Origin of the sequence: Pantoea sp. R102 (genome assembly GCF_004916815.1) — a bacterium.
Classification (GTDB): Bacteria; Pseudomonadota; Gammaproteobacteria; order Enterobacterales; family Enterobacteriaceae; genus Pantoea; species Pantoea dispersa.
Window position 1 is genome coordinate 1 of the sequence record NZ_SDFT01000148.1, and the last position, 24,398, is coordinate 24,398.

Below are 24,398 nucleotides of genomic sequence, written 5' to 3' on the forward strand. Positions count from 1 at the left end.
CTGATGCAGCAGTATTTCCAGTGCGCCTGCGCGGTGAGCGACATACTGCGTCGTCACTGGCTGGCGGGCCGTGCGCTGCATACGCTGCCGGATTTCGAAGTGATTCAGCTCAACGATACCCATCCCACCATCGCTATTCCGGAGCTGCTGCGCCTGCTGCTGGATGAGCATGGCCTGAGCTGGGACGACGCCTGGCACATTACCAGCCGCACCTTTGCCTATACCAACCATACGCTGATGCCGGAGGCGCTGGAGCGCTGGCCGGCGAGCCTGCTGCGCGAACTGCTGCCGCGCCATCTGCAAATCATCAAACAGATCAATCGCCGGCTGAAGCAGCAGGTCAAACAGCGCTGGCCGAACGACAGTGCCCTCTGGCACAAGCTGGCGGTGGTGAGCGAAGGCGAAGTGCGCATGGCCAATCTGTGCGTGGTGAGCTGTTTCGCCGTCAACGGTGTGGCAGCGCTGCACTCGCAGCTGGTGGTTAACGATCTGTTCCCGGAATATCACCAGATGTGGCCACACAAGTTTCATAACGTCACCAACGGCATTACGCCACGCCGCTGGCTGAAGCAGTGCAACCCCCTGCTGTCCGCGCTGATTGACGACAGCCTGCAGGTGGAGTGGGCCAACGATCTCGACGCGCTGGAATGGCTGGCGCCGCTGGCGAAGAAGAAAAGCTTTCGCCAGCAGTTCCGCACCATCAAGCAGCAAAACAAACTGCGGCTGACGGTGTACATCAAACGCGTGACCGGCATTGATATCAATCCTGACGCGCTGTTTGATGTGCAGATCAAGCGCCTGCACGAATACAAACGCCAGCATCTCAGTCTGCTGCACATCCTGCACTGCTATCGCCAGCTGCGCGATAACCCGGACAATCCCGACTTCGTGCCGCGCGTCTTTCTGTTTGGCGCCAAGGCGGCGCCCGGCTATTTGCTGGCAAAAAACATCATCTGTGCCATCAATAAAGTCGCGGAGGTGATCAACAACGACCCGCTGGTGGGCGATCGCCTGAAAGTAGTGTTTGTGCCGGATTACCGGATTACCGCCGCCGAGCTGATGATTCCGGCAGCCGATCTCTCGGAGCAGATCTCCACGGCCGGCTACGAAGCCTCCGGTACCGGCAACATGAAGCTGGCGCTCAACGGCGCGCTGACGATTGGCACGCTGGACGGGGCTAACGTGGAGATTGCCGAGGCGGTCGGTGAGAAAAATATCTTTATCTTTGGCAACACGGTGGATGAGGTAAAAGCACTGAAGGCCGACGGTTATAGTCCGAAGAAACTGCGCAAGCACGATCGCTATCTCGACGGTTTGCTGAAGGAGCTGGAAAAGGGCAAATTCAGCGACGGCGACCGGCAGGTATTTGCGCCGCTGCTGGAGAGCCTGAGCAAACAGGGCGATCCGTGGCTGGTGCTGGCCGATTTCGCCGCTTATATCGCGGCGCAGCAGCGCGTCGAAGCGCTGTGGCGCGATCCGGAAGCGTGGACCAAAGCGGCGATTCTCAACACGGCGCATACCGGCCGCTTCAGTGCCGATCGTTCGATTCGCGATTATCAACAGCGTATCTGGCAGGCGGCGCGCTGAGCCGCCGGAAAATGACGCTGCACGCGTAATGTGCGCACGGCAACGAAGGAGACAACATGGCCATGAAGAAACTGGATCAGGCTGCACGGGATGCCGGTATCGCACTGAGTTTTATCAACAATAAAGGTGAGTCACAGACCATCAGCGACGACACCAAACGCGCGCTGCTGGCGCTGATGGACGCCCCGACGGGCAACGCGCCACCGCTGCCGCCGGTGCTGGTGTTCACGCCGCCCGGGCAGCCTGAACTGACGCCGCAGGGCAGCGACGACTACCGCTGGCAGCTGGTGAGCGAGCAGGGGCAGCACTATGACGGCACGCTGAGCGCGGGAGAAAGCCTGGCGCTGCCGGCAGAACTACCCGAGGGCTACCATCAGCTCACCCTGAGCACTTCACGCCAGCAGTGGCAAACGCGCATTATCATCGCACCGGCGCGCTGTTATCTGCCGCCGGCGCTGGCGCAGGGGGAGAAGCGCTGGGGCGCGCTGATGCAGCTCTATACGCTGCGCTCGGCGCGTAACTGGGGCATCGGCGACTTTGGCGATCTGATGCAGATGCTGGAGCAGGTCGCCGCTCACGGCGGCGATTTCATCGGTCTCAACCCGCTGCATGCGCTCTATCCGGCGCAGCCGGAGCACGTCAGCCCTTACAGCCCGAGCTCGCGCCGCTGGCTCAACGTGCTGTACATCGACATCAATCAAATCGACGAATTCACCCACAGTGAAGCCGCCCAGCGCTGGTGGCACAGCGCGCCAACGCGCAAAGCGCTAAAACAGGCGCGCAGCGCAGCGTTTGTTGATTACCGCGCGGTGACGATGCTCAAGCTGACTGCGCTGCGTTTTGCCTGGCAGCACGCACAGCCGCAGCTGACCCGACAGCCGGCGTTTCAGCAGTTTCTGGCTGAAGGCGGCGATGCGCTGCGCTATCAGGCGGCGTTTGACGCCATCGTAGCGGCGCGCAGCCAGCAGCATCCCGATGAGTGGGGCTGGGAAAAGTGGCCATCAGGCTGGCAGCAGGCGCAGCAGCCGGAGGTGCAGCAATGGTGCGCGCAGCATCAGGACGACATTCTGTTCTGGAGCTGGCTGCAGTGGCTGGCGCAGCAGCAGTTCGCCGCCTGCTGGCAGCGTAGCCAGCAGCTGGGGATGGCGGTCGGGTTATATCGCGATTTGGCGGTTGGCGTGGCACAGCACAGCGCGGAAACCTGGCAGGATCCGCAGCTGTATAAGCTGGGCGCATCGGTGGGTGCACCGCCGGATCCGCTTGGCCCGCTCGGGCAGAACTGGGCGCTGCCGCCGCTCGATCCACATGTACTGCGCGCGCGGGGCTATCAGCCGTTTATCGATCTGCTGCGCGCCAATATGCGCGATTGCGGGGCGCTGCGTATCGATCACGTGATGGCGCTACTGCGTTTGTGGTGGATTCCCTATGGCGAAAGTGCCGATAAAGGCGCGTATGTCGCCTATCCGGTGCACGACCTGCTGGCGATCCTTGCGCTGGAGAGTCAGCGTCAGCGCTGCATGGTGATCGGTGAAGATCTCGGCACCGTGCCGCAGGAGATCGTCAGCCTGCTGCGCGACCGCGGCATTTTTTCGTGGAAGGTGCTGATGTTCGAGTGCGGGGAGGACGGGCAGTTCCGGCCACCGGCAGCCTATCCGCGCCAGTCGATTGCCAGCGCCAGTACCCATGATTTGCCGACGCTGAGCGGATTCTGGCATGCCGCCGATCTGCAGTTGCGCGAGCAGCTGGGGCTGTTTACTAAACGCAGCATGCTGAAGGCGGCCATCGCCGAACGCGATGGGCAGAGAAAAGCGCTGCTGAAGGCGATGAGCGAGGCGCAAGCCATTGATGCGCGCAGCAAAAACCGCGCCGGCCAGCGTCTGACGCCTGCGCTGAATCAGGGCGTGCACCGCTTTCTGGCGTACACCGACAGCGCCCTGCTGGGGCTGCAGCCGGAGGACTGGCTGGGAATGGAGACGCCGGTCAACGTGCCGGGCACGGTAGCCGAATACCCCAACTGGCGGCGCAAACTGCGCGTACCATTGGAGAAGTTGTTTAGTTACCGGAAAGTGCAGCAGCTGCTGGCGATCGTCAATGAAGGGCGTAAGAAGCCGTAAAACACGCGGCAGCCGGGGTGGCTGCCGCATCTTCTATCAGTAGTAGGAGTGCTCGCCGCGCTGATGCTCGGTGAGATCGCGCACGCCTTTCAGTTCCGGGAAGGCGGCCAGCAGCTCTTTCTCGATGCCGTCTTTCAGCGTCACGTCAATCATCGAGCAACCGTTACAGCCACCGCCGAACTGCAGAATGGCATAGCCTTCGTCGGTGATCTCCATCAGCGAGACGCGACCGCCGTGGCTGGCCAGCTGCGGGTTGATCTGCGCCTGCAGCAGATACTCCACGCGCTCAACCATCGGTGCATCGTCCGACACTTTACGCATCTTGGCGTTCGGCGCTTTCAGCGTGAGCTGTGAGCCGAGGTTATCGGTCACGAAGTCGATCTCCGCATCTTCGAGGTACGGCGCGCTCAGCTCATCGACATACGCAGACAGCTTGTCGAACTTCAGTTCGGTATCGGTGGCTTCAACCGCGTCCGGCGGGCAGTAGGAGACGCCGCACTCGGCGGTTGGCGTACCCGGGTTAATAACGAATACGCGAATCTGGGTGCCATCTTCCTGTTTTGACAGCAGTTTTGCGAAGTGCTCTTGCGCAGTATCAGTAATACGGATCATGGCGATTGCTCAATAGTTGACTAAAATACCTGGTTATAATACGCCCAACGCCGACGCTCTACAAGGTACGGCACAGGCATCCTATGTGTACGCTGGCCGCGCCCTGCGCCAGTAATAAGCGGCTGATTTCTCCCACCGTGCTGCCGGTGGTCACCACATCATCGATAAGCAGGATGTGGCGTCCGCGCACCGCCATTTCAAGGCGAAACGCTCCACGCAGATTGCTTTTCCGGGCGCGGGCGCTGAGCGCATGCTGCACCGCACCGTGACGCACCCGGCGCAGCCCTTCGCGGTATTCACAGCCGAGCCAGCGCGCCAGCGGTTTAGCCAGCAGCGCGGCCTGATTATAACCGCGCTGCCAGGCGCGGCGGCGATGGAGCGGCACGCTCAGCACCAGATCGATACGCGGCAACGGCTGCTGGCGGCGCTTTGTTAATAATTTTAACAAAAGCAGCCGCGCCAGCATCACCCTGAGTGCGGTTGCGCGCGAGAATTTGAGCTGCTGCACCCATTCGCTCAGCGGCGGCACATAATCACTCACGCAAGTGAGAGCGTGCCACGGCGGCGGCCGGCGCAGACAGCGTCCGCACGGCTGATCGCCGCTGGCCGGCAGTCCGCAGCAGGGACAGAGCGCCGGCAGCGCCGGTAGCTGGCGCAGACATACGCTGCACAGGCCGTGCCGGGCGATACGCAGCGGCAGACGGCATAGCCAACACAGGGCCGGGATTGCTAGCATAGCGACCTCCTTTTCACTTTTCGGGAGTGTAACCGATGAGTTCGCTTTACTGGCACACCACAGGCACAGGCGATCGCGATCTTGTGCTGCTGCACGGCTGGGGATTGAACGCCGAAGTGTGGCAACACATTGTTCCGCGACTCAGCCCGCATTTTCGTCTGCACCTGGTGGACCTGCCGGGATTTGGCCGCAGCCAGGGATTTGGGCCGCTGAGCCTGGCGCAGATGGCGCAGCAGCTATTACCGCAGTTGCCAGCGCGCGCCGTGCTGCTCGGCTGGTCGCTGGGCGGCTTAGTGGCCAGCCAGCTGGCGCTGAGCCAGCCCGATCGCGTGGCGGCATTGATTAGCGTGGCGTCGTCGCCGTGCTTTACCGCCCGGGATGAATGGCCGGGCATCCAGCCTGAGACGCTGGCGACGTTCCAGCAGCAGCTGAGCAGCGATTTCCAGCGCACCGTGGAGCGTTTTCTCGCGCTGCAAACCATGGGGACGGAGAATGCGCGTCAGGATGCGCGCCAGCTGAAAGAGGTAGTGCTGTCGCAGCCGATGCCGTCGGTAGCGGTACTGGAAGGGGGATTGAACATTCTGCGCCACGATGATTTGCGCAGCGCACTGGATGGGCTGACGCTGCCGTTCCTGCGTATCTATGGCGCGCTGGATGGCCTGGTGCCGCGCCGCATTGCGCCGCAGCTGGATGCGCGCTGGCCGCATTCGCAGTCGGTTGTCATCGCGAAGGCCGCGCACGCGCCGTTTATTTCGCACCCGGAGGCGTTCTGCCAGCAGGTGCAGCAGTTCATCCACGCAGCCACATAAACTGCCAGGCGGCCAGCACCAGCGGCTGGCTGCCATCCACGCGCTGCCCGCTGATCACATCCTGAAAAGGGCGCGCCTGCGGCAGCGTGGTGCTGATTTCGCGGCTGCTGAGATTGAACACGCACAGTAACCCTTCGTCGCTGTCCGCCGCGTGACGGCGCAGCAGCAGCACCGCGTTGTCGCTCTCCAGTAGCGTCATCCGATTGTCCGGATGGAACGCCGGCTGCCGGGTGCGCAGCTGAATCAGCGCGCTAAGCCGCTCAAACACCTGCTGACGCAGCGGGTTGCCGCCGCTGATTTGCTGTTCGATATCGCGCAGGCTGTACTTCTCACGGTTGATGGCGCGGTTGTGCCCGGCAGCGCGCACGCCCTCGTTGTCATTGCGCGAGCCGAGAATACTTTGAATATAGATGGCGGGCACGCCGGGAAAGGCCAGCAGAATTGCGTGCGCCAGCAGGAAACGGCGCAGGCGCGTCTCGTCATCGTCGGTCTGGTGATTGAGCGCATCCAGATACGTTACGTTGATTTCATACGGGCTGGTGCTGCCGTCCGGGTTGTTTTTATAGGACACCAGCGCGCCCTCCAGCGCCAGTTCACGCACCAGCGCCACAATCTCCACTTCCGACAAAATGCCGCGTGCCGGATTGAGGCCAATGCCGTCGTGCGAGGCGAGAAAATTAAAGAAGGTGGTGCCGCCATTCCCGGGCTCAAGCGTGCTGGCCCACTGGCGCAGCGCGCGCGCCGAGCCGGAGTGAATGGCGTGCAGCACCAGCGGTGGCAGCGAAAACTGGTAAACCATCTGCGCTTCGTCGTGGCCGTTGCCGAAATAGCTGATGTTATCCTGATGCGGCACGTTGGTTTCGGTCACGATCACCGTACCTGGCGCGACTTCGTTGGCGATGGCGCGAAACAGCTTCACCAGCTGATGGGTTTTGGTCAGATGGATACAGCGTGTGCCCGGCGTTTTCCACATGTAGCCCACCGCGTCCAGCCGCACGTAATCCGCGCCTTTGTTGAGATAATCCAGCAGCACGCCCACCATGCGGATCAGCACCTGCGGATTGGCGAAGTTGAGATCGATTTGGTCGGCGCTGAAGGTGGTCCAGATAAAGCGCGTGTCGCCGTTAGCGAGGGTAAACGGCGTCAGCAGCGGTGAGGTGCGCGGGCGCGTCACGGCACTGAGATCGGTGGCAGGCGGCATGCTGATAAAGAAGTCGTCCCAGCCGGCATCCTGCGCCAGAAAGTGGCGAAACCACGCGCTGTGCGCCGACATGTGGTTACAGACGAAATCGAACATCAGCCGGGTTTCGCTGTGCAGCGCCGTGATGTGCCGCCAGTCACCGCAGATCGGGTTCACTTTGTGGTAATCGATAACCGAGAAGCCATCGTCGGACGAATAGGGGAAAAATGGCAGCAGATGCACCAGGCTGAAGGTGGACTGCAGATGCTGCTGAAAAAAGCGCGTAAAGCTGGCGAGCGTGGGCTGCTCGGGTTCGCGGAACTGGTCGGCGTAACTGATCAGCACCACGTCTTTTTCATCCCAGTGCGCTTTACGCGGCAGCTTTACCGTGTCGCGCGCCGCGCGGATGTGCGAAAGCAGGCGCTCGCGCGCCGCGACGGGGAAGCTACCTTCATAAATCTCATCGAGCAGGAAGTTGATAATGTCCATCGGATCGCCGGGTTACGCGGAAGGTCATTTTTTCACACGGTTTTTTCAGCGTAGTCCGCCAGGACAATTTATCAACCTCCTGTACTCGCGCGCCGCTTAGCGTTTCTTCCCAAACGCGGCCGCCAGCGCATCGCCCATCGCGCTGTTACCGACGCTGGCGCTGGCAGGTTTGCCGCGGCCTTTGGCACCGGCGGCCGGCCGCGCGGTCTCTTTGCCTGCGCCGCGGTTGCCGCCGCTGCGCGCATTGCTCTCACCCGGCTGCTCATCCAGACGCATGGTCAGCGCGATACGCTTACGCTGCCGATCGACTTCCATCACCTTCACTTTGACGATATCGCCGGCTTTCACCACCTGATGCGGATCGTCTACGAATTTGTCCGACAGCGAAGAGATATGCACCAGGCCGTCCTGATGCACGCCGATATCGACGAACGCGCCGAAGTTGGTCACGTTGGTCACTGCACCTTCCAGCACCATGCCCGGCAGCAGGTCGTTGAGCGTCTCCACGCCTTCGGCAAACTGCGCGGTTTTGAACTCCGGACGCGGATCGCGGCCCGGTTTCTCCAGCTCTTTGATGATATCGGTGACGGTCGGCAGCCCGAAACGCTCATCGGTGAAGTCGCGCGCATTCAGGTCGCGCAGGCTACCCGGATTGCCCATCAGTTCATTCAGCGCCTGTTCTGTAGCGGCGAGAATGCGCTCCACCAGCGGATAGGCTTCCGGATGCACCGTTGAGGCATCCAGCGGATTATCGCCGTGGTTGATGCGCAGGAAGCCGGCGCACTGTTCAAAGGCTTTCGGCCCAAGGCGGCTTACCTTCAGCAGCTGCTGGCGGTTCTGGAAACGGCCGTTTTCGTCACGCCAGCTGACAATGTTCTGCGCCATCATGCGCGTCAGGCCGGCGACGCGCGTCAGCAGCGCCACCGAAGCGGTATTCAGATCGACGCCCACGGCGTTCACACAATCTTCCACCACCGCATCGAGTTTTTTCGCCAGCTGGCTCTGGCTGACATCGTGCTGATACTGGCCGACGCCAATCGATTTCGGGTCAATTTTGACCAGCTCTGCCAGCGGATCCTGCAGACGACGGGCGATAGACACCGCACCGCGCAGCGAAACGTCGAGATCGGGGAACTCCTGCGCCGCCAGTTCGGAAGCGGAATAGACCGATGCTCCGGCCTCACTGACAATCACTTTTTGCGCTTTGATTTGCGGGAACTGCTTCTGTACGTCGAGGAAGAAACGCTCGGTTTCACGTGAAGCGGTGCCGTTGCCGATCGCCACCAGTTCAACCTGATGTTTCGCGCACAGTGCCGCCACCGAGGTCGCGGCTTTGGCCGCCTGGCCGGTATGCGGATAGATGGTATCGGTCGCGACCAGCTTGCCGGTGGCATCGACCACCGCCACTTTGACCCCGGTGCGCAGGCCAGGATCGAGACCCATGGTGGCGCGCATGCCGGCGGGAGCCGCCATCAGCAGATCGTGCAGATTACGGGCAAACACGTTGATCGCTTCGTCTTCCGCCCGTTCGCGGATGGTGCCCATCAGTTCGGTTTCGAGGTGCAGCAGGACCTTGATGCGCCAGGTCCAGCTGACCACGGCTTTGCGCCAGCTGTCGGCCGGTGCGTTGTTCAGGCGCAGGCCAAGGTGGTCGGCGATCAGCGTTTCACCGTAGCTTTCGCGCGGTGCCTCGTCGAACTGCGGATCAGCGTTGAGCGACAGCTGTAAAATGCCTTCGTTACGGCCACGGAACATGGCCAGCGCGCGGTGCGACGGCACGCTGCTCAGCGCTTCGTGATGATCAAAGTAGTCGCGGAATTTAGCGCCTTCTTCCTCTTTACCTTCCACCACGCGCGCAACCAGATGGGCGTTCTTCCACAGGTAATCACGCACTTTCGCCAGCAGCGTGGCGTCTTCGGCGAAGCGCTCCATCAGGATATAGCGTGCGCCATCCAGCGCGGCACGCACATCGGCAACGCCTTTGTCCGCGTCGACATAACGAGCTGCCAGCTGCTCGGGGTCCTGAGACGCATCGTTCCACAGCGTCTCAGCCAGCGGTTCCAGCCCGGCTTCGATAGCGATCTGCCCGCGCGTGCGGCGCTTCTGCTTATAAGGCAGATAGAGATCTTCCAGCTCGGTTTTGTTCAGCGTGCCGTTGATAGCAGTGGCTAATTCCGGCGTCAGTTTGCCCTGGTCATCAATGGATTTCAGAATCGACTGGCGGCGTTCCTCCAGCTCACGCAGATAGCCGAGACGGCTCTCCAGCGTACGCAGCTGGGTATCATCCAGCCCGCCGGTCACTTCCTTACGGTAACGTGCGATAAACGGCACGGTGTTCCCTTCATCCAGCAAGCGAATGGCGGCGTCAACCTGGTCGGCGCGTGCCTTCAGCTCACCTGCGATAATCTGGCTCAGCGAATCTTTCATCATCAGTAACGGTCTTGCTTACACAGGGTTAGAAATAGGGGACAGTTATACGGACTGAGGCCGCAAATTGCCAGCCGCTGACCGGTGAATCCGTCTTTTTCTGAATGCAGCGCGCAACTCAGAGAAACTTAGCCACCTATGTGTTAAACCCCAGCGCAATGGCGTGCCGGTTGCTGCCAGGCTCGCCCCGCCTCTGCCCTATAATCCGTGGCAAACCACGGAAGGAGGGTGAAGCAATGATCAAATTACTGCTGCTGCTGGCCGGACGCGAGCTGCTGGTGCGTTATCGGCTGCTGATTTATGGCCTGGCGCTATGCGGCGTGCTACTGGCAGGCATGATCGTGGCGGACGTGCTGGTCGATGGGCATATTAATCTGTCGCTACAGGTGCTGGCGCTCTTACTGTCGCTGTCGCTGCTGTTTAACCTGCTGAGCGGCGAGGTGTCGCTGCAGCGCTGGCTCAATCTGCTGTTTTCCCTGATTTTTGTTGGCACGCTGCTGGCCGGCGCGCTGTGGCACGGTGACGAGAGGCAACTGAAGAAACTACTGCTGACGGTGATGGAAATCTGCCTGTTGTTTAACGGCCTGTTTCGCTGCCTGAGCGCGGCGCTGATTCAGCGCCAGCGCTGGGTGCGACATTTTATGCTGGGCTGCGGCGAGATGTTGCTGAGCGTGGTGCTGTTTTTCAATGACAACCTGCATACCTGCCTGTTGCTGGGCAGCTGGCTGGTGCTGTTGCTGCTGTCGTTCAGCCTGACGGTGTGGCGCGTATGGCGCCAGTGGCAGCGCCTGCCGGCGGGTCAGTCCGTTACGCTGCTGCCGTGGTTTTGTCGCGGCCATCGTCATATCGCGCGGCTCCGTCCGTGGCAGCAGGCCCGCTTTCCGCCGGTCGCCGCGGCATTTCCTCTCTGTGTCCACGTCTGGCAGGCGCAGTCTGAAGTCAGTCAACAGCCGAAGCGCTATGTGATTGACCGTTACATCGGCGTGATTAACGGTGAAGGGCACTTTTGTACCGGCCACGCGGCACTGAGCTTTGGCGAGCGCGGCTACATCAGCTTTTATCCGCAGCAGGAGATCGATCCGCAACCGCACGAGCTGCCGCGTCTGCTGCTGGCCGGACAGATTAACGATCGCCCCGGCCGTTTTCTCCCCTCGCTGGCGGCAGAGATTGCCGACTGGCGCAGCCCGGATTTAACCTTCAGTTTTCAGCACTACAACGGGCAGGCGCTCGCCAGCTACTGGCAGGCCAACCGTGGTGACAGCTTGTATAATCTGACGGCAAAAAACTGTTCGACCACCGTGGTGGATGCGCTGGACGTGGCGTTTGAAGGCTATTACGGCCAGCGACTGCAGCAGGTGTTTGCGCTGCTGCTGCAGCCGGCGTTCTGGGGCGCCTGCGTGCTACGCGAACGGGCAGAAATCATGACCTGGACGCCCGGCCTGGTCGCCGATTATGTGCGCCTGATGAAAAAGACGCTGGGTGCCTGTCCGGGCAGGTAAGGCTTTGTGATAGCCTCTGTGCAGTGAACAGGGCTGTAACCACGAGTGAAGCGATGAAAACCCAACTGATTACCCGCGAAGGCTATAACAAGCTGCGTGCTGAGCACGACCATCTGTGGAATGAGAAGCGGCCGGAAATCACCCGCATTGTCTCCTGGGCCGCCAGCCTGGGCGATCGCTCTGAAAACGCCGATTACACCTATAACAAGCGCCTGCTGCGCCAGATCGATCGCCGCGTGCGCTATCTGCGTAAATGCCTCGCCGAGCTGAAAATTGTTGATTATGCGCCGCAGCAGGAGGGCAAAGTGTTCTTCGGTGCCTGGGTGGAAGTGGAGAATGAGCAGGGCGACGTGAAGCGTTTTCGCATCGTCGGACCGGACGAGATCTATGGCGATACGGTGAAAGAGTACATCTCCATCGACTCGCCGATGGCGCGCGCGCTGATCAAAAAAGAGGTGGATGACGAGGTGACGGTAAACACGCCGGAAGGGCAGAAGGTGTGGTTTGTGAACCGCATTGAGTACGTCACGGAAAGTGAGGAAAAAAGAGGCGGAGAGTAATGGCCTGGTGAAACAAGCCGGGGCGCAACTTATTCTCCGCTGGCGAAAGGGCTGGCAGTATAAGAGGGGGAAGCGCCGCAGCCTTGCCGCGCCAGATAAGCGTTATTTGCCCGGCGTGGTCGCCGTGGTCGTTGAGGTGCTGCTGCCGCCGTGATCGCCGCCGCCCATGGTGGCCAGCGCGACGCCGAGCAGGGCACCCACCGCACCGATGCCGATAGCATCGGAATTACCTTTGGCCGTGGTCGACGCCTGTGCGCCGGCGGCTTCGCCCGCTGGCGTAGCGGCCTGAACCTGTGTGAGGCTGGTGAGTACCAGAGCGCTCAGCAGAACAACGGTTTTTTTCATCTTTCTTCTCCACATGAACTCAGTAAGCAGGTACCGATGCAGTGTCGGAGATCATTTGCGCAGAGGAAAGGGGAGTTTACTGACTGATTTAAATCACTTTATTTAACGCTGGCCTTATTTTGCGCGCGCACTGGCACTGTTCCGAGCGCGGATACGCAGTCAGCGGCGAAAACGCGATATTTTATGCTACTGAGCGCGGCCGCTGGCTTATCCTGCAGGCGAAACTTAAGCCAAATGGCGCGCCCCGCCTGACGGCGGAAGCGGGACGGCCCGGCTGGACCACTCGCCGGCAGAAAACGCCGCTGATTTTCAGACAAGCGCTAAACGGCGTCAAAATCAGTCAGAAAAGCGCGAGCGGAGCCGCAGTTCGCGGTTAAAATTAAAGATAAGCTGCTGTTTAATATGCTTTGTAACAATTTCGGCTAGAATATAAACCATTAATGACTGTCACAGACAGGCATCTTTTTTACACAATATCGGCTCAGGCAATGGCGCCTTTGGGAGTTGAACATGCAAGAGAACTACAAAATTCTGGTCGTCGATGATGATATGCGTCTGCGCGCACTGCTCGAACGCTATCTCACCGAACAGGGCTTTCAGGTGCGCAGCGTCGCCAACGCCGAGCAGATGGATCGTCTGCTGACCCGCGAATCATTCCATTTAATGGTGCTGGATTTAATGCTGCCGGGCGAAGATGGCCTGTCAATTTGCCGTCGTCTGCGTAGCCAGAGTAACCCGATGCCGATCATTATGGTCACCGCGAAAGGTGAAGAGGTCGATCGTATCGTGGGGCTGGAAATCGGCGCCGATGACTACATTCCAAAACCGTTCAACCCGCGTGAGCTGCTGGCGCGAATTCGTGCTGTGCTGCGTCGTCAGGCCAATGAGCTGCCGGGCGCGCCGTCGCAGGAAGAAGCGGTCATCGCCTTCGGTAAGTTCAAACTGAACCTCGGCACGCGTGAAATGTTCCGTGAAGATGAGCCGATGCCGCTGACCAGCGGAGAGTTTGCCGTGCTGAAAGCGCTGGTGAGCCATCCGCGTGAGCCGCTGTCGCGCGATAAGCTGATGAACCTGGCGCGCGGGCGTGAGTACAGTGCGATGGAGCGTTCTATCGACGTGCAGATCTCTCGTCTGCGCCGCATGGTCGAAGAAGATCCGGCGCATCCACGCTACATCCAGACCGTCTGGGGCCTTGGCTACGTGTTCGTTCCGGACGGCAGCAAAGCATGAGGCGATTGCGCTTCTCACCCCGCAGTTCGTTTGCCCGCACCCTGTTGTTGATCGTTACCTTGCTGTTCGTCAGCCTGGTAACGACCTACCTGGTGGTGCTCAATTTTGCCATTCTTCCCAGCCTGCAGCAGTTCAACAAAGTCCTCGCCTACGAAGTGCGTATGCTGATGACCGACCGGCTGCAGCTGGAGGATGGCACGCAGCTGGAAGTGCCGCCGGCCTTCCGGCGCGAGATTTATCGTGAGCTGGGCATTTCGTTGTACACCAACGCGGCGGCGGAAGAGAGCGGGCTGCGCTGGGCGCAGCATTACGAATTCCTCAGTGAACAGATGGCGCAGCAGCTGGGCGGGCCGACCGACGTGCGGGTTGAGGTTAACAAAAACTCGCCGGTGGTCTGGCTGAAAACCTGGCTGTCGCCGGATATCTGGGTGCGCGTACCGTTGACCGAGATCCATCAGGGTGACTTCTCACCGCTGTTCCGCTATACCCTGGCGATTATGCTGCTGGCGATTGGCGGCGCCTGGCTGTTTATCCGAATACAAAACCGACCCTTAGTCGATCTTGAACACGCTGCGTTGCAGGTGGGGAAAGGCATTATTCCGCCACCGCTGCGCGAATACGGTGCCTCAGAAGTGCGTTCGGTGACGCGTGCTTTCAACCAGATGGCGGCGGGCGTGAAGCAGCTGGCCGATGACCGTACGCTGCTGATGGCCGGCGTCAGCCATGATCTACGCACGCCACTGACGCGCATCCGTCTCGCCACCGAGATGATGGGCGAGGAAGATGGCTACCTGGCCGAGTCAATCAACAAAGATATCGAAGAGTGCAACGCCATCATTGAGCAGTTCATCGATTACCTGCGCACCGGGCAGGAGATGCAAACCGAGCGCGCCGATCTGAATAGCGTGCTGGGCGAAGTGGTGGCGGCGGAGAGCGGCTACGAGCGCGAGATTGAGAATGCGGTGATGGACGCGGAGCTGATGCTGGATATTAATCCGCTGTCGATTAAACGCGCGGTGGCGAATCTGGTGGTTAACGCGGCGCGCTACGGGAACGGCTGGATCAAGGTCAGCAGCGGTCAGGAATTGAATCGCGCGTGGTTCCAGGTGGAGGATGATGGTCCGGGCATTAAGCCGGATCAGTTACAGCATCTGTTCCAGCCGTTTGTGCGTGGCGATAGCGCGCGCAGCACCAGCGGCACCGGTCTGGGCCTGGCGATTGTGCAGCGTATTATCGATGCGCATGACGGATCGCTGGAGATTGGCGACAGTGAACGCGGCGGATTACGTATCCGCGCGTGGTTACCGATCCCGGAAAACAGCGCCACGACGGCAGTAAGCAGTAACGTTAGTTAAATTTCCGCACCAACCGTAGCGGCGCAATCTATTGCGCATCCATCAGCGATATTACCGCTGCAGGCATACGCGATAAATCGCGCCGCGACGAAATGTGCCATCGCTAAGCCGCCGTTGTGGCGGCCAGGTTACCTCACAGCTGCGGGCCGGCCTGCACCAGCGCTTTGCCGGCATCGTTGTCGGTGTACTTCTCGAAATTGGTGATAAAGCGCTGCGCCAGCGCTTCGGCAGCCTGCTGCCAGGCGGCGGCGTCAGGCCAGCTGCGGCGCGGATCGAGAATGGCATCGTCCACCTGTGCCAGCGTGGTGGGCACCTGCAGATTAAACACCGGCAGCGTCACGGTCTCCGCTTCATCCAGCTCACCGGCCAGAATCGCGTTGATGATAGCGCGCGTGTCTTTCAGCGAAATGCGCTTGCCGCTGCCGTTCCAGCCGGTATTCACCAGATAGGCCTGCGCGCCGGACGCCTGCATACGTTTCACCAGCACATCCGAGTACTGCGTTGGATGCAGCGTCAGGAACGCCGCGCCAAAACAGGCGGAGAAGGTTGGGGTGGGCTGCGTCACACCGCGCTCGGTGCCAGCCAGCTTGGCGGTAAAGCCGGACAGGAAGTGGTACTGGGTTTGCTCCGGTGTCAGACGCGAAACCGGTGGCAGTACGCCAAAGGCATCGGCGGTCAGGAAGATGACCTTCTTCGCGTGGCCCGCTTTCGACACCGGCTGCACGATGTTTTCGATGTGCTCGATCGGGTAAGACACGCGGGTGTTTTCCGTCTTGCTGGCGTCGGCGTAATCGACCGTGCCGTCGGCGCGCACCACCACGTTCTCCAGCAGCGCATCGCGGCGAATCGCGCGGTAAATCTCCGGCTCGGCCTGATCTGACAGATTGATGGTTTTGGCGTAGCAGCCGCCTTCGAAGTTAAAGACGCCGTCGTCATCCCAGCCGTGCTCATCGTCGCCGATCAGCTGACGATCCGGATCGGTAGAGAGCGTGGTTTTACCGGTACCGGACAGGCCAAAGAACACCGCCACGTCGCCCGCTTTGCCGACGTTGGCCGAGCAGTGCATCGAGGCGATACCCTTCAGCGGCAGCAGATAGTTCATGATGGCGAACAGGCCTTTTTTCATCTCGCCGCCGTACCAGGTACCGCCGATCAGCTGCATGCGTTCGGTCAGGTTAAAGGCGACAAAATTCTCTGAATGCAGCCCCTGCGCCTGCCAGTCCGGATTGGTGCACTGCGCTGCGTTCATCACCACGAAATCCGGCGTAAACTCAGCCAGTTCGGCTTCAGTCGGACGGATAAACATGTTTTTGACGAAATGCGCCTGCCACGCCACTTCCATCACGAAACGCACGCTGAGGCGGGTGTCCGGGTTGGCGCCGCAGAAGGCGTCAATCACAAACAGACGCTTGCCGGAAAGCTGTTGCGTGCAGCGATCTTTCAGCGCCTGCCAGGTTTCCTGTGACAGCGGCTGGTTGTCGTTCTTGCCGTTGCCAACATCGTTCCACCACAGCGTGTCACGCGTGGTGTCATCCCGCACGATGTATTTATCTTTCGGCGAACGTCCGGTGAAGATGCCGGTATCCACGGCGATAGCGCCGCTCTGCGTCAGGGTGCCGCGCGCGTAACCTTCCAGCTCCGGGCGGGTTTCTTCCTGAAATAACGTGGCGTAATCAGGGTTGTACACCACCTCGGTGGTGCCGCTAATTCCGAGCGTTTCGAGGTCTTGCGATGTCAGGCCGTTAACGCGCATGTGACTGCTCCTTAAATCGGTACTTCATGGCATTTTTTATGAGGGTTTCTGCGTCCTGCTGCGCATAGCCGCACAGGGCAGATCGCGCGCAGTGTACACGTCTGAGCGAGGTGGAAAAGTGAAGAGAGTTAAAAATGCGAGCTGGAACGTGACAAGAAGAGAAATCTGCCACTTATGAAACTAAAGTTAGCGTAAATTAGTTAATTTCCGTGAAAAATCATAGCGCTACGCCGGCGGAAAATACGGGCGGCGTCACCGCCCGTTTACCGGTTAATGCAGTTGATCGCTATTGCCGGAAGGAGCGTTACGAATAGCAGCAATATCCACGGCGTCGTACACATAGTGCGTGCCGCAATAGTCGCAGTGCATATCAATTTTGCCGTCTTCGACCAGAATCTCATCCACTTCCTCTGGCGGCAGCGTTTTCAGCACTTCACCGCAGCGTTCGCGCGAGCAGGTGCATTTGAAACTGACCGGCGCCGGATCGTAAACCGTGGCTTCTTCCTGATGATAGAGACGCCACAGTACGTCAGTAGCGGGCAGTTCAATCAGCTCTTCGCTCTTCACGGTTTCGGTTAACGTGGCCAGATGGTTGAAGTCATCCAGGTTGGGCTCCTGCGCGGGCAGCACCTGCAGCAGAATACCGGCTGCGCCTTTCTCGCTGGTGCGAATGAACAGGCGGGTTGGCAGCTGCTCGGAACGCATGAAGTAATCTTCCAGACAGCCCGCCAGCGTATCGGCTTCCAGGCCGACCACGCCCTGATAGCGCTCGCCTTTCTCAGGCGAAATGGTGATCACCAGATAGCCGTTACCCACCATCTGCTTCAGGCTGCTGCCGGCAGCGATCTCCGCATCCTCTTTCAGCCGCGCCACGCCGCGCAGCTCCTGGCGGTTATTCCCGTTGATCACCGCCATGCTCAGCGGGCCATCGCCCTGCAGCTGCACGGTGATGTCGCCGTCAAATTTCAGCGTAGCGGTGAGCAGGCTGGTGGCGACCAGCAGTTCGCCCAGCAGGGTTTTGACCGGCTCGGCGTAGTCGTGGTTCTGCACGATGTCGCGCCAGGTTTGAGATGCGTTGACCAGCTCGCCGCGCACGGCGACGTTTTCAAACAGGTAACGATGCAGTTGATCTTGAACAGACATAAGGTTTCTCTCGTGGGGGCGCGAGTTATTCATCGCCCGACAATTTAAATTTCAGCAGATCGCGGCGCTCTTTTTTATCCGGGCGACGATCGGGATGCGGCATGGTCAGGGCATTCATTTTGCGCGCCAGCGCGTTCTTTTCGCGCTTTTCGATGCTGGCGGCCGTCTCCGCGTACATCTGCTGCGCTTCGCTGGCCGGACGCCGCTGGTCGCCGATGGCGGTGATGATCACCGTGCGCTCATCGTTGCCCTGACGCAGCGTCAGTTCGGCCTGCAGTTCGACCACTTTGCCCGGTTTGCTGCGCTGGCCGTTGTAATGCACTTTGCCGCCTTCAATCATGTCGCGAGCCAGCGCGCGGGTTTTATAGAAGCGCGCGGCCCACAGCCATTTATCAAGGCGGACGCCTTCACTGGTTTTCTCTTTCATTGCGGCTCCTGCTGTTACGCTGCGTCGCGCCGTGTGGCGATCGGTCGCACACGGTCGCATGACGCCGGAAAAATGGATCGGGCCGGTGCCGGATACCCAAAGGTATGGGTACAACGTGATAAATCAAGGGCGAGGTGCCGTTGCGGGCTGCCGATCCATCGCCAATCCCTTAAGCGTAATCGGCATTTTGTTTTCCGCCCTGAAAAACAGGGCGACAGGGTAGCACAGAAGGCGGAGGGTCAGAACAGCGAGCGCACGCTCTGCATAGTGCTGAGGTTGTGGTTAAAGCACTTGTCGTAATACTGCTGAATCTGCGCCATACGCAGGCGGTTGCGGTGGATGCGGCGCAGCGCCAGCAGGCCGTTGCTGACGGCGCTGACAATCAGCACCAGCATCAGCAGCGCGGTGCCCAGATAGCGCCACTGCGCCATGGCGTCGGGCTCGTTGTGCAGGGCGATGTGGCGCGTGCCGTTGGCATCGGTGGTAATGCTGGTAATGATACCGCTGGCGGCAAACGGCGTGTGCAGCAGCATGCCGGACAGGCGCTGCAGTTCGTGCCATTGTGAAGGGGCGTCGAGATCGAATAGCGCCACCGACGGCTGCGGCTGGTTCACCATCTGCCGGCCTTCATCGCTAATTATCAGGAATCCGCCCGGCGGCGGGCTGTTGAGGGTTTCCGCCGCGCGACGCGTCTCCCGCGAGAAGAAGGTCGAGGTGGCGGTGTTTACCAGATTCTCCAGCGCTTCGGCGCTAACCGGGCGCAGCAGCACGTTCATGCCGTTGAGCTTGCCGGAATCCGCACGGTGAATCAGCGTATCCCAGTCTTTGGCGTTACCGAGGTTAACCAGCGCATTTTTCAGGCGCACGCAGTCCTGCTGCTGGCTGCACAGCTGCTGGGTTTTCAACACCAGATCGGAGAAATCATCCAGCAGGATCATGCCTGATTTCTGAATCGCCGACGCCAGCTGCGGGTTAAGTTTCGGGTCGGTGTTGGTTTCCGGATGCAGCTGCTGCGTGGTGGTCTCCAGCAGCGCGGAGGCTTTGTCGATGATGTCGGACTGCGGCAGCGGCAGCGGCGCAGCGTTGTTCCAGTAAATCGCCGAGCAGTCGAACGGCATGTAGCCGTAGCTGCGGTTGCTCTGGTAATTGCCCGGAACCGAGCACATGCCGGTGCCGCTCACTTTCAGGCTATCGCCAATGTGCAGCGGCAGGGCAGTGAGTTTATCGACGCTGTTCACTTCCACGCTCTCAGTCCCTTTTAACCAGGCGAGGCTAAGTTTGATCGGCATGCTGAGCGGAATCCAGCTCACCAGCATCACCAGCACCAGCAGCGAACCGCACGCCAGCACCAGGTTTTTACGCCAGCGCTGTACCGGGAAGTTGCGGACTTCATCCTGCAGCGACAGGAAGCGCCCCTGGCGTACCACCTGACGATTCAGGTAGATATCCACATCCGTTACCTGGCCCAGGTCATGCGCCACATAAGGCTGCCAGTGTGCCGGATAGATTAAGTCGATGATGCCGAGCGAGATGTTGCTCTGCTCCTGATTGGATTCGCCAAACAGGCCCCAGCGCTTCGGTGCGCCGCGCAGACAGTGCACATCGCGCAGCCCTTTTTCACCGGGGAATCGATACATAAACCACAGGCTGACAGCAACGATCGCGCCGGCGGGCAGCGCAATCCACAGCATCAGGCTGCCGGGCAGCACCAGACTGAGGAAAAACAGCAGGAAGGCGCAGCAAATGGCGCTCGCTTCACGCGTGCCGTCGGCGCGCGACAGCTGATACTCTTCCGGCGACTCTTTGCGCACCTGTAGCAGCTCGACGTTTTCGCTCTCCTCTTTACGAATCGAAGCGTTGGTCGACATCGGCCGCACCAGCGGTGGCAGCGCCGGTTGTTCCACCGCATAGTTCACCAGCGAGTGGCCGTTGAGCGAGATCACCAGCGGCAGGGTCTGGGTACGGATCAGCTCGACGTAGTTTTCTTCAGCGATGTACTGCTCCCATAGCGGCGGCAGATGCACCTCGACTTCATCCAGGTAGTAGCGCCATTTGTGGGGATCGTCAGTGGAGAGGCCGTAACGGGTGATGGAGCGGGTAACGGGATAAACATTATTGCTCTGTGCGGTCAGCGCCAGCGCTTCGGGTTCCCGTGACGATCGGGTCGATCGCCCGCCGCTGTGCTGACGCGCTTTACCCAGCGACGCAATATACTTCTCAACGGCAGCGCGTTCTTCATCGGTGAGTTTACGGCAGGGCGGACTGATAAACGGCAGTGGTTTCGCCAACGGCGGACGATGCCGCATAGCGTACCAGTAGCCGATTCCGGCCACTAACGAACAGGCCAGCATGACAGCCAGAATGACGATAAGAGTGCTCATGCTTTGCTCAATCCAGCCAAAAAACTGCCGTCACGTTTACGATGTGCTCCCGGTAAAACCTGCAATACGAGTCAATTTTGGCGAGCAGAAGTCATTCTGACAAGAGGCAAATGAAACAAAATACCGCGCAAAATCATTGTATTATAAATTTGTTAGATTATTCCTTAACGGGATGGTACTCACAAGTCCCTCAATTAAACATCGGTATTATCCGAATTTGCTGCTACCCCGTTGACTTATTGTGAAAATCTCACTGTGCAGATAACAAGAAGTTGTTAGCGGCAGCGGGCAAATGTATGTCACCATGATTGACCCGCGCTGCGTGTCGCACAATGCCGCGGGCTTCGGTATGCTGACGTCATCGCGTTTCACAAGGCTGTGCTAAGTTTGAGGCTGATATGACCACTCCCCTGAAAAAACCTGACATCCTCAACGTGGAAGCGGTGGCCCGCTCCCGCCTGTTTACCATCGAAGCGGTTGATCTCGCCTTCAGCAACGGTGCGCGTCGCGTCTATGAGCGCATGAAGCCCTCCGATCGTGAAGCGGTGATGATTGTGCCGATCATTGGCGATGACGTGATCCTGATCCAGGAGTACGCCGTCGGACTGGAAACCTATGAGCTGGGCTTCCCGAAAGGCTTAATCGACCCTGGTGAAAGCGTTTTTGAAGCCGCCAACCGTGAGCTGAAAGAAGAAGTGGGCTTTGGCGCGCACCAGCTGGACGCGCTGGGCAAACTCACCATGGCGCCATCCTATTTCTCCAGCAAGATGAATATCGTGGTAGCTGAAGGGTTGTACGAAGAGAAGCTGGAAGGGGATGAGCCGGAGCCGCTGATTGTACGCCGCTGGCCGCTCAGCAATCTGCTGGCGCTGCTGGAAGAGCCGGATTTTCGCGAGGCGCGTAACGTCAGCGCGCTGTTCATGGTGCGTGAGTGGCTGGTGAAGCAGGGGCGGTTGAGTTATTGAGGACACCTGGCGGCGCAATAAAAGGCGCGGAAAGTCGCACGGGGTAAAAACAAAAAGCCGGGGATTTCCCCCGGCTTTTTTGATCAAAACAGTTCGTGGCTTTCACCGTTGTCCATGATGGTGGTGCCCACATCATGCACCGAATACTCGGTCGGCTGGGTGCCGTTAATGAAGTACTCCTGACGGGTGTTGCCGCCACCGTTGGCCAGCTTGCCGGTGCTGCGGTCAATGGTCACCGTCACCACGCCGTCCGGCGGTGTCAGCGGCTGCACCGGCACACCATCCAGCGCCACTTTCATGTAATCATCCCATGCCGGCTGCGCACTCTTCGCGCCGCCTTCGTAGCCGGAGATCTGATCCGGAATCGCACCCGATACCGTGGTGCGACCCAGCGCGCGCGAATCATCGAAGCCAATCCACACCGACGTCACCACGCCCGGACCATAACCGGAGAACCAGGCGTCTTTGGAACTGTTGGTGGTACCGGTTTTGCCGCCGATATCGTTACGCTTCAGATCGCGGCCGGCACGCCAGCCGGTTCCCATCCAGCCCGGTTCACCGAAGATGTTGGAGTTCAGCGCGCTCTTAATCAGGAACGCCAGCGGCGTGTTGATCACGTGCGGCGCGTACTGCTGATCGCCGGCCGGCTGCGGCTGCGCCGGTACCTGCTCCAGCTCGGGCTGCGGCACGGTCTGATTCTGCTGCTGATTCGAGGTGGCGACGTTTTCCACGCTCTCTTCATTCAGCGCCACCGACTTTTTGGTGTCGCCATAGATCACCGGCAGATTGCACTGCGGGCAGGCGATCTTCGGCTGCGCCTGGAAAATCACGCCGCCCTGTTCGTTCTCGATCTTCGCGATGAAGTAAGGATCGACCAGGAAGCCACCGTTGGCCATCACCGCATAGCCGCGCGCCACCTGCATTGGCGTGAAGGATGCGGCGCCCAGAGCCAGCGACTCGGTATGGATAATGTTCTGCGCCGGGAAGCCAAAGCGCTGCAGATACTCAGCGGCGTAATCAACGCCCATGGCACGCATCGCGCGCACCATTACCACGTTTTTCGACTCACCCAGCCCCTGGCGTAAACGAATCGGACCCGCATAAGTCGGCGGCGAGTTTTTTGGTCGCCAGTCTGCGCCGGCACCGGCATCCCAGCGTGAAATCGGCACGTCGTTGAGGATGGAGGCCAGCGTCAGGCCGCGGTCCATGGCGGCGGTATACAGGAACGGCTTGATGTTCGAGCCGACCTGACGCAGCGCCTGGGTGGCGCGGTTGAACATACTCTGGTTGAAGTCAAAACCGCCCACCAGCGCGCGTACCGCACCGTCTTCCGGATTAAGCGACACCAGCGCCGAGTTCACCAGCGGCACCTGTCCCAGCCACCATGCATCCCCGACTTTACGTACCCAAATCTGCTGGCCAGCCTGCAGCACCTGAGTGACGCTGCGCGGCGTCGGGCCCTGCAGGGTGTCGGATTTATACGGACGCGCCCAGCGCACGCCGGCTAAAGTCAGCGAAACGCTGCTGCCATCTTTCAGCATGGCGGTGGCTTCGTCGGCGCTGGCGCTGGTGACCACGGCGGCATTCAGCGGACCGTAGACCGGCAGATCTTTCAGCGCGTTGACGATGCGGGTGTGATCCCAGCTGGCTTCGCCCACTTTCCACAGCACGTTGGTCGGACCGCGATAGCCGTGACGCATATCGTACGCCATCACGTTGTTACGCACCGCCTGCTGTGCGGCTTCCTGCAGATGGCGGGTCACGGTGGTATACACCTTGTAGCCATCGTCATAGGCGCTGTCGCCGTAGCGTTTCACCATCTCCTGACGCACTAACTCGGTGAGATACGGTGCAGAGAAGGCAATTTCCGGGCCGTGATAGCTGGCGGTCAGCGGCGTGTTGCGCGCGTCGTTATACTGCTGCTGCGTGATGTAGTTCTGATCCAGCATGCGAGCCAGCACCACATTACGGCGCGCCAGCGCACGGGCGTGTGAATAGAGCGGGTTAAAGGTCGACGGCGCTTTCGGCAGGCCGGCGATCATAGCCATCTCACTCAGTGACAGCTGATCGACCGGTTTACCGAAGTACACCTGCGCCGCCGCACCGACGCCGTAAGCGCGATAGCCGAGATAGATTTTATTCAGATACAGCTCAAGGATTTCATCCTTACTCAGCAACTGCTCGATGCGAATCGCCAGGAAGGCTTCCTTGATTTTACGCATCAGCGTGCGTTCAGGGCTGAGGAAGAAGTTACGCGCCAGCTGCTGCGTAATGGTACTGGCGCCCTGCGAGGCGTGGCCGGAGACCAGCGCAATGCTGGCGGCGCGGAAAATCCCCACCGGATCGACGCCGTGATGCTCATAAAAGCGGCTGTCTTCGGTGGCGATAAACGCTTTGATTAGCTCAGGCGGCATCTGTTGCAGGGTGAGCGGGATACGGCGTTTTTCACCGTACTGGGCGATCAGCTCGCCATCCGCGCTGTAAACCTGCATCGGGGTTTGCAGGCGCACATCTTTCAATGTGTTCACATCAGGCAGCTGCGGCTCTATGTATTTGTACAAACCATAAACCGTGCCGGCTCCCAGCAAAATGCAACACACTGCAAGGATCAATAAATACTTTACGAACTTCACCTGAGAATTCCCATCTGTTGGCGTTTGGGCAGTTTATAAACAATCGCGCGGTAGTATAAAGGCAAGCCTGACGCTTTGATATACCCGTCATTCTTCATGCAATGCGGGTAATCATCCTTTTTCCTGTAACGATAAGGAGATCGCGCGCATGGC

The 24,398-nt window shown here is 59.8% G+C and carries 18 protein-coding genes; 8 read left to right on the forward strand and 10 right to left on the reverse strand.

The genetic code is table 11. The annotated features are described in order from the left end of the window. Together glgP and malQ are read left to right on the forward strand one after the other, a co-directional pair. Positions 1–1,587 (forward strand): glycogen/starch/alpha-glucan family phosphorylase (gene glgP, locus ERD80_RS15360; RefSeq protein ID WP_136547516.1); only part of this gene is annotated, 1,587 nt, incomplete at its 5' end. 56 nt (positions 1,588–1,643) lie between these two features. Next, positions 1,644–3,701 carry a 4-alpha-glucanotransferase gene (malQ, locus tag ERD80_RS15365; RefSeq protein ID WP_136547518.1) on the forward strand — a complete coding sequence of 686 codons (2,058 nt, stop codon included), beginning with the start codon at positions 1,644–1,646 and terminating at the stop codon, positions 3,699–3,701. 36 nt (positions 3,702–3,737) lie between these two features. Here the strand turns inward: malQ and nfuA are convergent, their stop codons facing one another. Continuing rightward, entirely contained in the window at positions 3,738–4,313 is a 576-nt protein-coding gene (gene nfuA, locus ERD80_RS15370; protein ID WP_021507402.1) for a Fe-S biogenesis protein NfuA, read from the reverse strand. A 58-nt stretch (positions 4,314–4,371) separates the two neighbouring features. After that, positions 4,372–5,049 carry a DNA utilization protein GntX gene (gntX, locus tag ERD80_RS15375; RefSeq protein WP_059011196.1) on the reverse strand — a complete coding sequence of 226 codons (678 nt, stop codon included), beginning with the start codon at positions 5,047–5,049 and terminating at the stop codon, positions 4,372–4,374. Positions 5,050–5,084: 35 nt separating this feature from the next. On the opposite strand from gntX, the gene bioH reads away from it, so the two are divergent. After that, complete coding sequence (bioH, locus tag ERD80_RS15380) at positions 5,085–5,858, forward strand: pimeloyl-ACP methyl ester esterase BioH (RefSeq protein WP_021507404.1); 774 nt, start codon at positions 5,085–5,087, stop codon at positions 5,856–5,858. Here the strand turns inward: bioH and ERD80_RS15385 are convergent. Together ERD80_RS15385 and ERD80_RS15390 are read right to left on the reverse strand one after the other, a co-directional pair. After that, entirely contained in the window at positions 5,839–7,527 is a 1,689-nt protein-coding gene (locus ERD80_RS15385; RefSeq protein WP_136547520.1) for an alpha-amylase family glycosyl hydrolase, read from the reverse strand. The two genes, bioH and ERD80_RS15385, sit on opposite strands and share 20 nt — an antisense overlap. Before the next feature lie 96 nt (positions 7,528–7,623). Next, positions 7,624–9,957: a Tex family protein gene (locus ERD80_RS15390; protein ID WP_211145597.1), complete on the reverse strand. Its 2,334-nt coding sequence runs from the start codon at positions 9,955–9,957 to the stop codon at positions 7,624–7,626. 233 nt (positions 9,958–10,190) lie between these two features. Here ERD80_RS15390 and ERD80_RS15395 point away from each other — a divergent pair, with 233 nt between their 5' ends. Next, on the forward strand, positions 10,191–11,453 hold the full coding sequence (locus tag ERD80_RS15395; protein WP_136547522.1) for a hypothetical protein: 1,263 nt from the start codon (positions 10,191–10,193) through the stop codon (positions 11,451–11,453). 53 nt (positions 11,454–11,506) lie between these two features. Continuing rightward, positions 11,507–12,013 carry a transcription elongation factor GreB gene (gene greB / locus ERD80_RS15400; RefSeq protein WP_021507408.1) on the forward strand — a complete coding sequence of 169 codons (507 nt, stop codon included), beginning with the start codon at positions 11,507–11,509 and terminating at the stop codon, positions 12,011–12,013. 102 nt (positions 12,014–12,115) lie between these two features. On the opposite strand, the gene yjbE is transcribed toward greB, so the two are convergent. Then, positions 12,116–12,358, reverse strand: a complete 243-nt coding sequence (gene yjbE / locus ERD80_RS15405; RefSeq protein WP_021507409.1) for an exopolysaccharide production protein YjbE — start codon at positions 12,356–12,358, stop codon at positions 12,116–12,118. Between the two features lie 510 nt (positions 12,359–12,868). Here yjbE and ompR point away from each other — a divergent pair. Both ompR and envZ read left to right on the forward strand, forming a co-directional pair. Further along, complete coding sequence (gene ompR, locus ERD80_RS15410) at positions 12,869–13,588, forward strand: two-component system response regulator OmpR (RefSeq protein WP_001157751.1); 720 nt, start codon at positions 12,869–12,871, stop codon at positions 13,586–13,588. Next, complete coding sequence (envZ, locus tag ERD80_RS15415; RefSeq protein WP_031279686.1) at positions 13,585–14,943, forward strand: two-component system sensor histidine kinase EnvZ; 1,359 nt, start codon at positions 13,585–13,587, stop codon at positions 14,941–14,943. Before ompR ends, envZ begins: the two co-directional genes overlap by 4 nt. 133 nt (positions 14,944–15,076) lie before the next feature. On the opposite strand, the gene pckA is transcribed toward envZ, so the two are convergent. The 4 genes from pckA to ERD80_RS15435 form a co-directional block, all read right to left on the reverse strand. Then, positions 15,077–16,696, reverse strand: coding sequence for a phosphoenolpyruvate carboxykinase (ATP) (gene pckA, locus ERD80_RS15420; RefSeq protein ID WP_136547526.1), 1,620 nt, complete (start codon positions 16,694–16,696; stop codon positions 15,077–15,079). A gap of 270 nt (positions 16,697–16,966) precedes the next feature. Next, positions 16,967–17,839 (reverse strand): Hsp33 family molecular chaperone HslO, encoded by an 873-nt coding sequence (hslO, locus tag ERD80_RS15425; protein WP_021507412.1) that lies wholly within the window; start codon positions 17,837–17,839, stop codon positions 16,967–16,969. Between the two features lie 25 nt (positions 17,840–17,864). Then, positions 17,865–18,266 carry a ribosome-associated heat shock protein Hsp15 gene (gene hslR, locus ERD80_RS15430; protein ID WP_021507413.1) on the reverse strand — a complete coding sequence of 134 codons (402 nt, stop codon included), beginning with the start codon at positions 18,264–18,266 and terminating at the stop codon, positions 17,865–17,867. 239 nt (positions 18,267–18,505) lie between these two features. After that, the gene (locus tag ERD80_RS15435; RefSeq protein WP_136547528.1) at positions 18,506–20,647 is read right to left on the reverse strand and encodes an intracellular growth attenuator family protein; all 2,142 of its coding nucleotides are present in this window, start codon (positions 20,645–20,647) and stop codon (positions 18,506–18,508) included. 398 nt (positions 20,648–21,045) lie between these two features. On the opposite strand from ERD80_RS15435, the gene nudE reads away from it, so the two are divergent. Continuing rightward, the gene (gene nudE, locus ERD80_RS15440) at positions 21,046–21,612 is read left to right on the forward strand and encodes an ADP compounds hydrolase NudE (protein WP_058774993.1); all 567 of its coding nucleotides are present in this window, start codon (positions 21,046–21,048) and stop codon (positions 21,610–21,612) included. Between the two features lie 83 nt (positions 21,613–21,695). On the opposite strand, the gene mrcA is transcribed toward nudE, so the two are convergent. After that, positions 21,696–24,245 (reverse strand): peptidoglycan glycosyltransferase/peptidoglycan DD-transpeptidase MrcA, encoded by a 2,550-nt coding sequence (mrcA, locus tag ERD80_RS15445; RefSeq protein WP_058759309.1) that lies wholly within the window; start codon positions 24,243–24,245, stop codon positions 21,696–21,698. Positions 24,246–24,398: the final 153 nt, after the last annotated feature.

Coding starts and splice junctions, on each gene's coding strand:
- malQ (WP_136547518.1), top strand. CDS start 1,644: ATGGCCATGAAGAAACTGGATCAGGCTGCACGGGATGCCGGTATCGCA.
- nfuA (WP_021507402.1), bottom strand. CDS start 4,313: ATGATCCGTATTACTGATACTGCGCAAGAGCACTTCGCAAAACTGCTG.
- gntX (WP_059011196.1), bottom strand. CDS start 5,049: ATGCTAGCAATCCCGGCCCTGTGTTGGCTATGCCGTCTGCCGCTGCGT.
- bioH (WP_021507404.1), top strand. CDS start 5,085: ATGAGTTCGCTTTACTGGCACACCACAGGCACAGGCGATCGCGATCTT.
- ERD80_RS15385 (WP_136547520.1), bottom strand. CDS start 7,527: ATGGACATTATCAACTTCCTGCTCGATGAGATTTATGAAGGTAGCTTC.
- ERD80_RS15390 (WP_211145597.1), bottom strand. CDS start 9,957: ATGATGAAAGATTCGCTGAGCCAGATTATCGCAGGTGAGCTGAAGGCA.
- ERD80_RS15395 (WP_136547522.1), top strand. CDS start 10,191: ATGATCAAATTACTGCTGCTGCTGGCCGGACGCGAGCTGCTGGTGCGT.
- greB (WP_021507408.1), top strand. CDS start 11,507: ATGAAAACCCAACTGATTACCCGCGAAGGCTATAACAAGCTGCGTGCT.
- yjbE (WP_021507409.1), bottom strand. CDS start 12,358: ATGAAAAAAACCGTTGTTCTGCTGAGCGCTCTGGTACTCACCAGCCTC.
- ompR (WP_001157751.1), top strand. CDS start 12,869: ATGCAAGAGAACTACAAAATTCTGGTCGTCGATGATGATATGCGTCTG.
- envZ (WP_031279686.1), top strand. CDS start 13,585: ATGAGGCGATTGCGCTTCTCACCCCGCAGTTCGTTTGCCCGCACCCTG.
- pckA (WP_136547526.1), bottom strand. CDS start 16,696: ATGCGCGTTAACGGCCTGACATCGCAAGACCTCGAAACGCTCGGAATT.
- hslO (WP_021507412.1), bottom strand. CDS start 17,839: ATGTCTGTTCAAGATCAACTGCATCGTTACCTGTTTGAAAACGTCGCC.
- hslR (WP_021507413.1), bottom strand. CDS start 18,266: ATGAAAGAGAAAACCAGTGAAGGCGTCCGCCTTGATAAATGGCTGTGG.
- ERD80_RS15435 (WP_136547528.1), bottom strand. CDS start 20,647: ATGAGCACTCTTATCGTCATTCTGGCTGTCATGCTGGCCTGTTCGTTA.
- nudE (WP_058774993.1), top strand. CDS start 21,046: ATGACCACTCCCCTGAAAAAACCTGACATCCTCAACGTGGAAGCGGTG.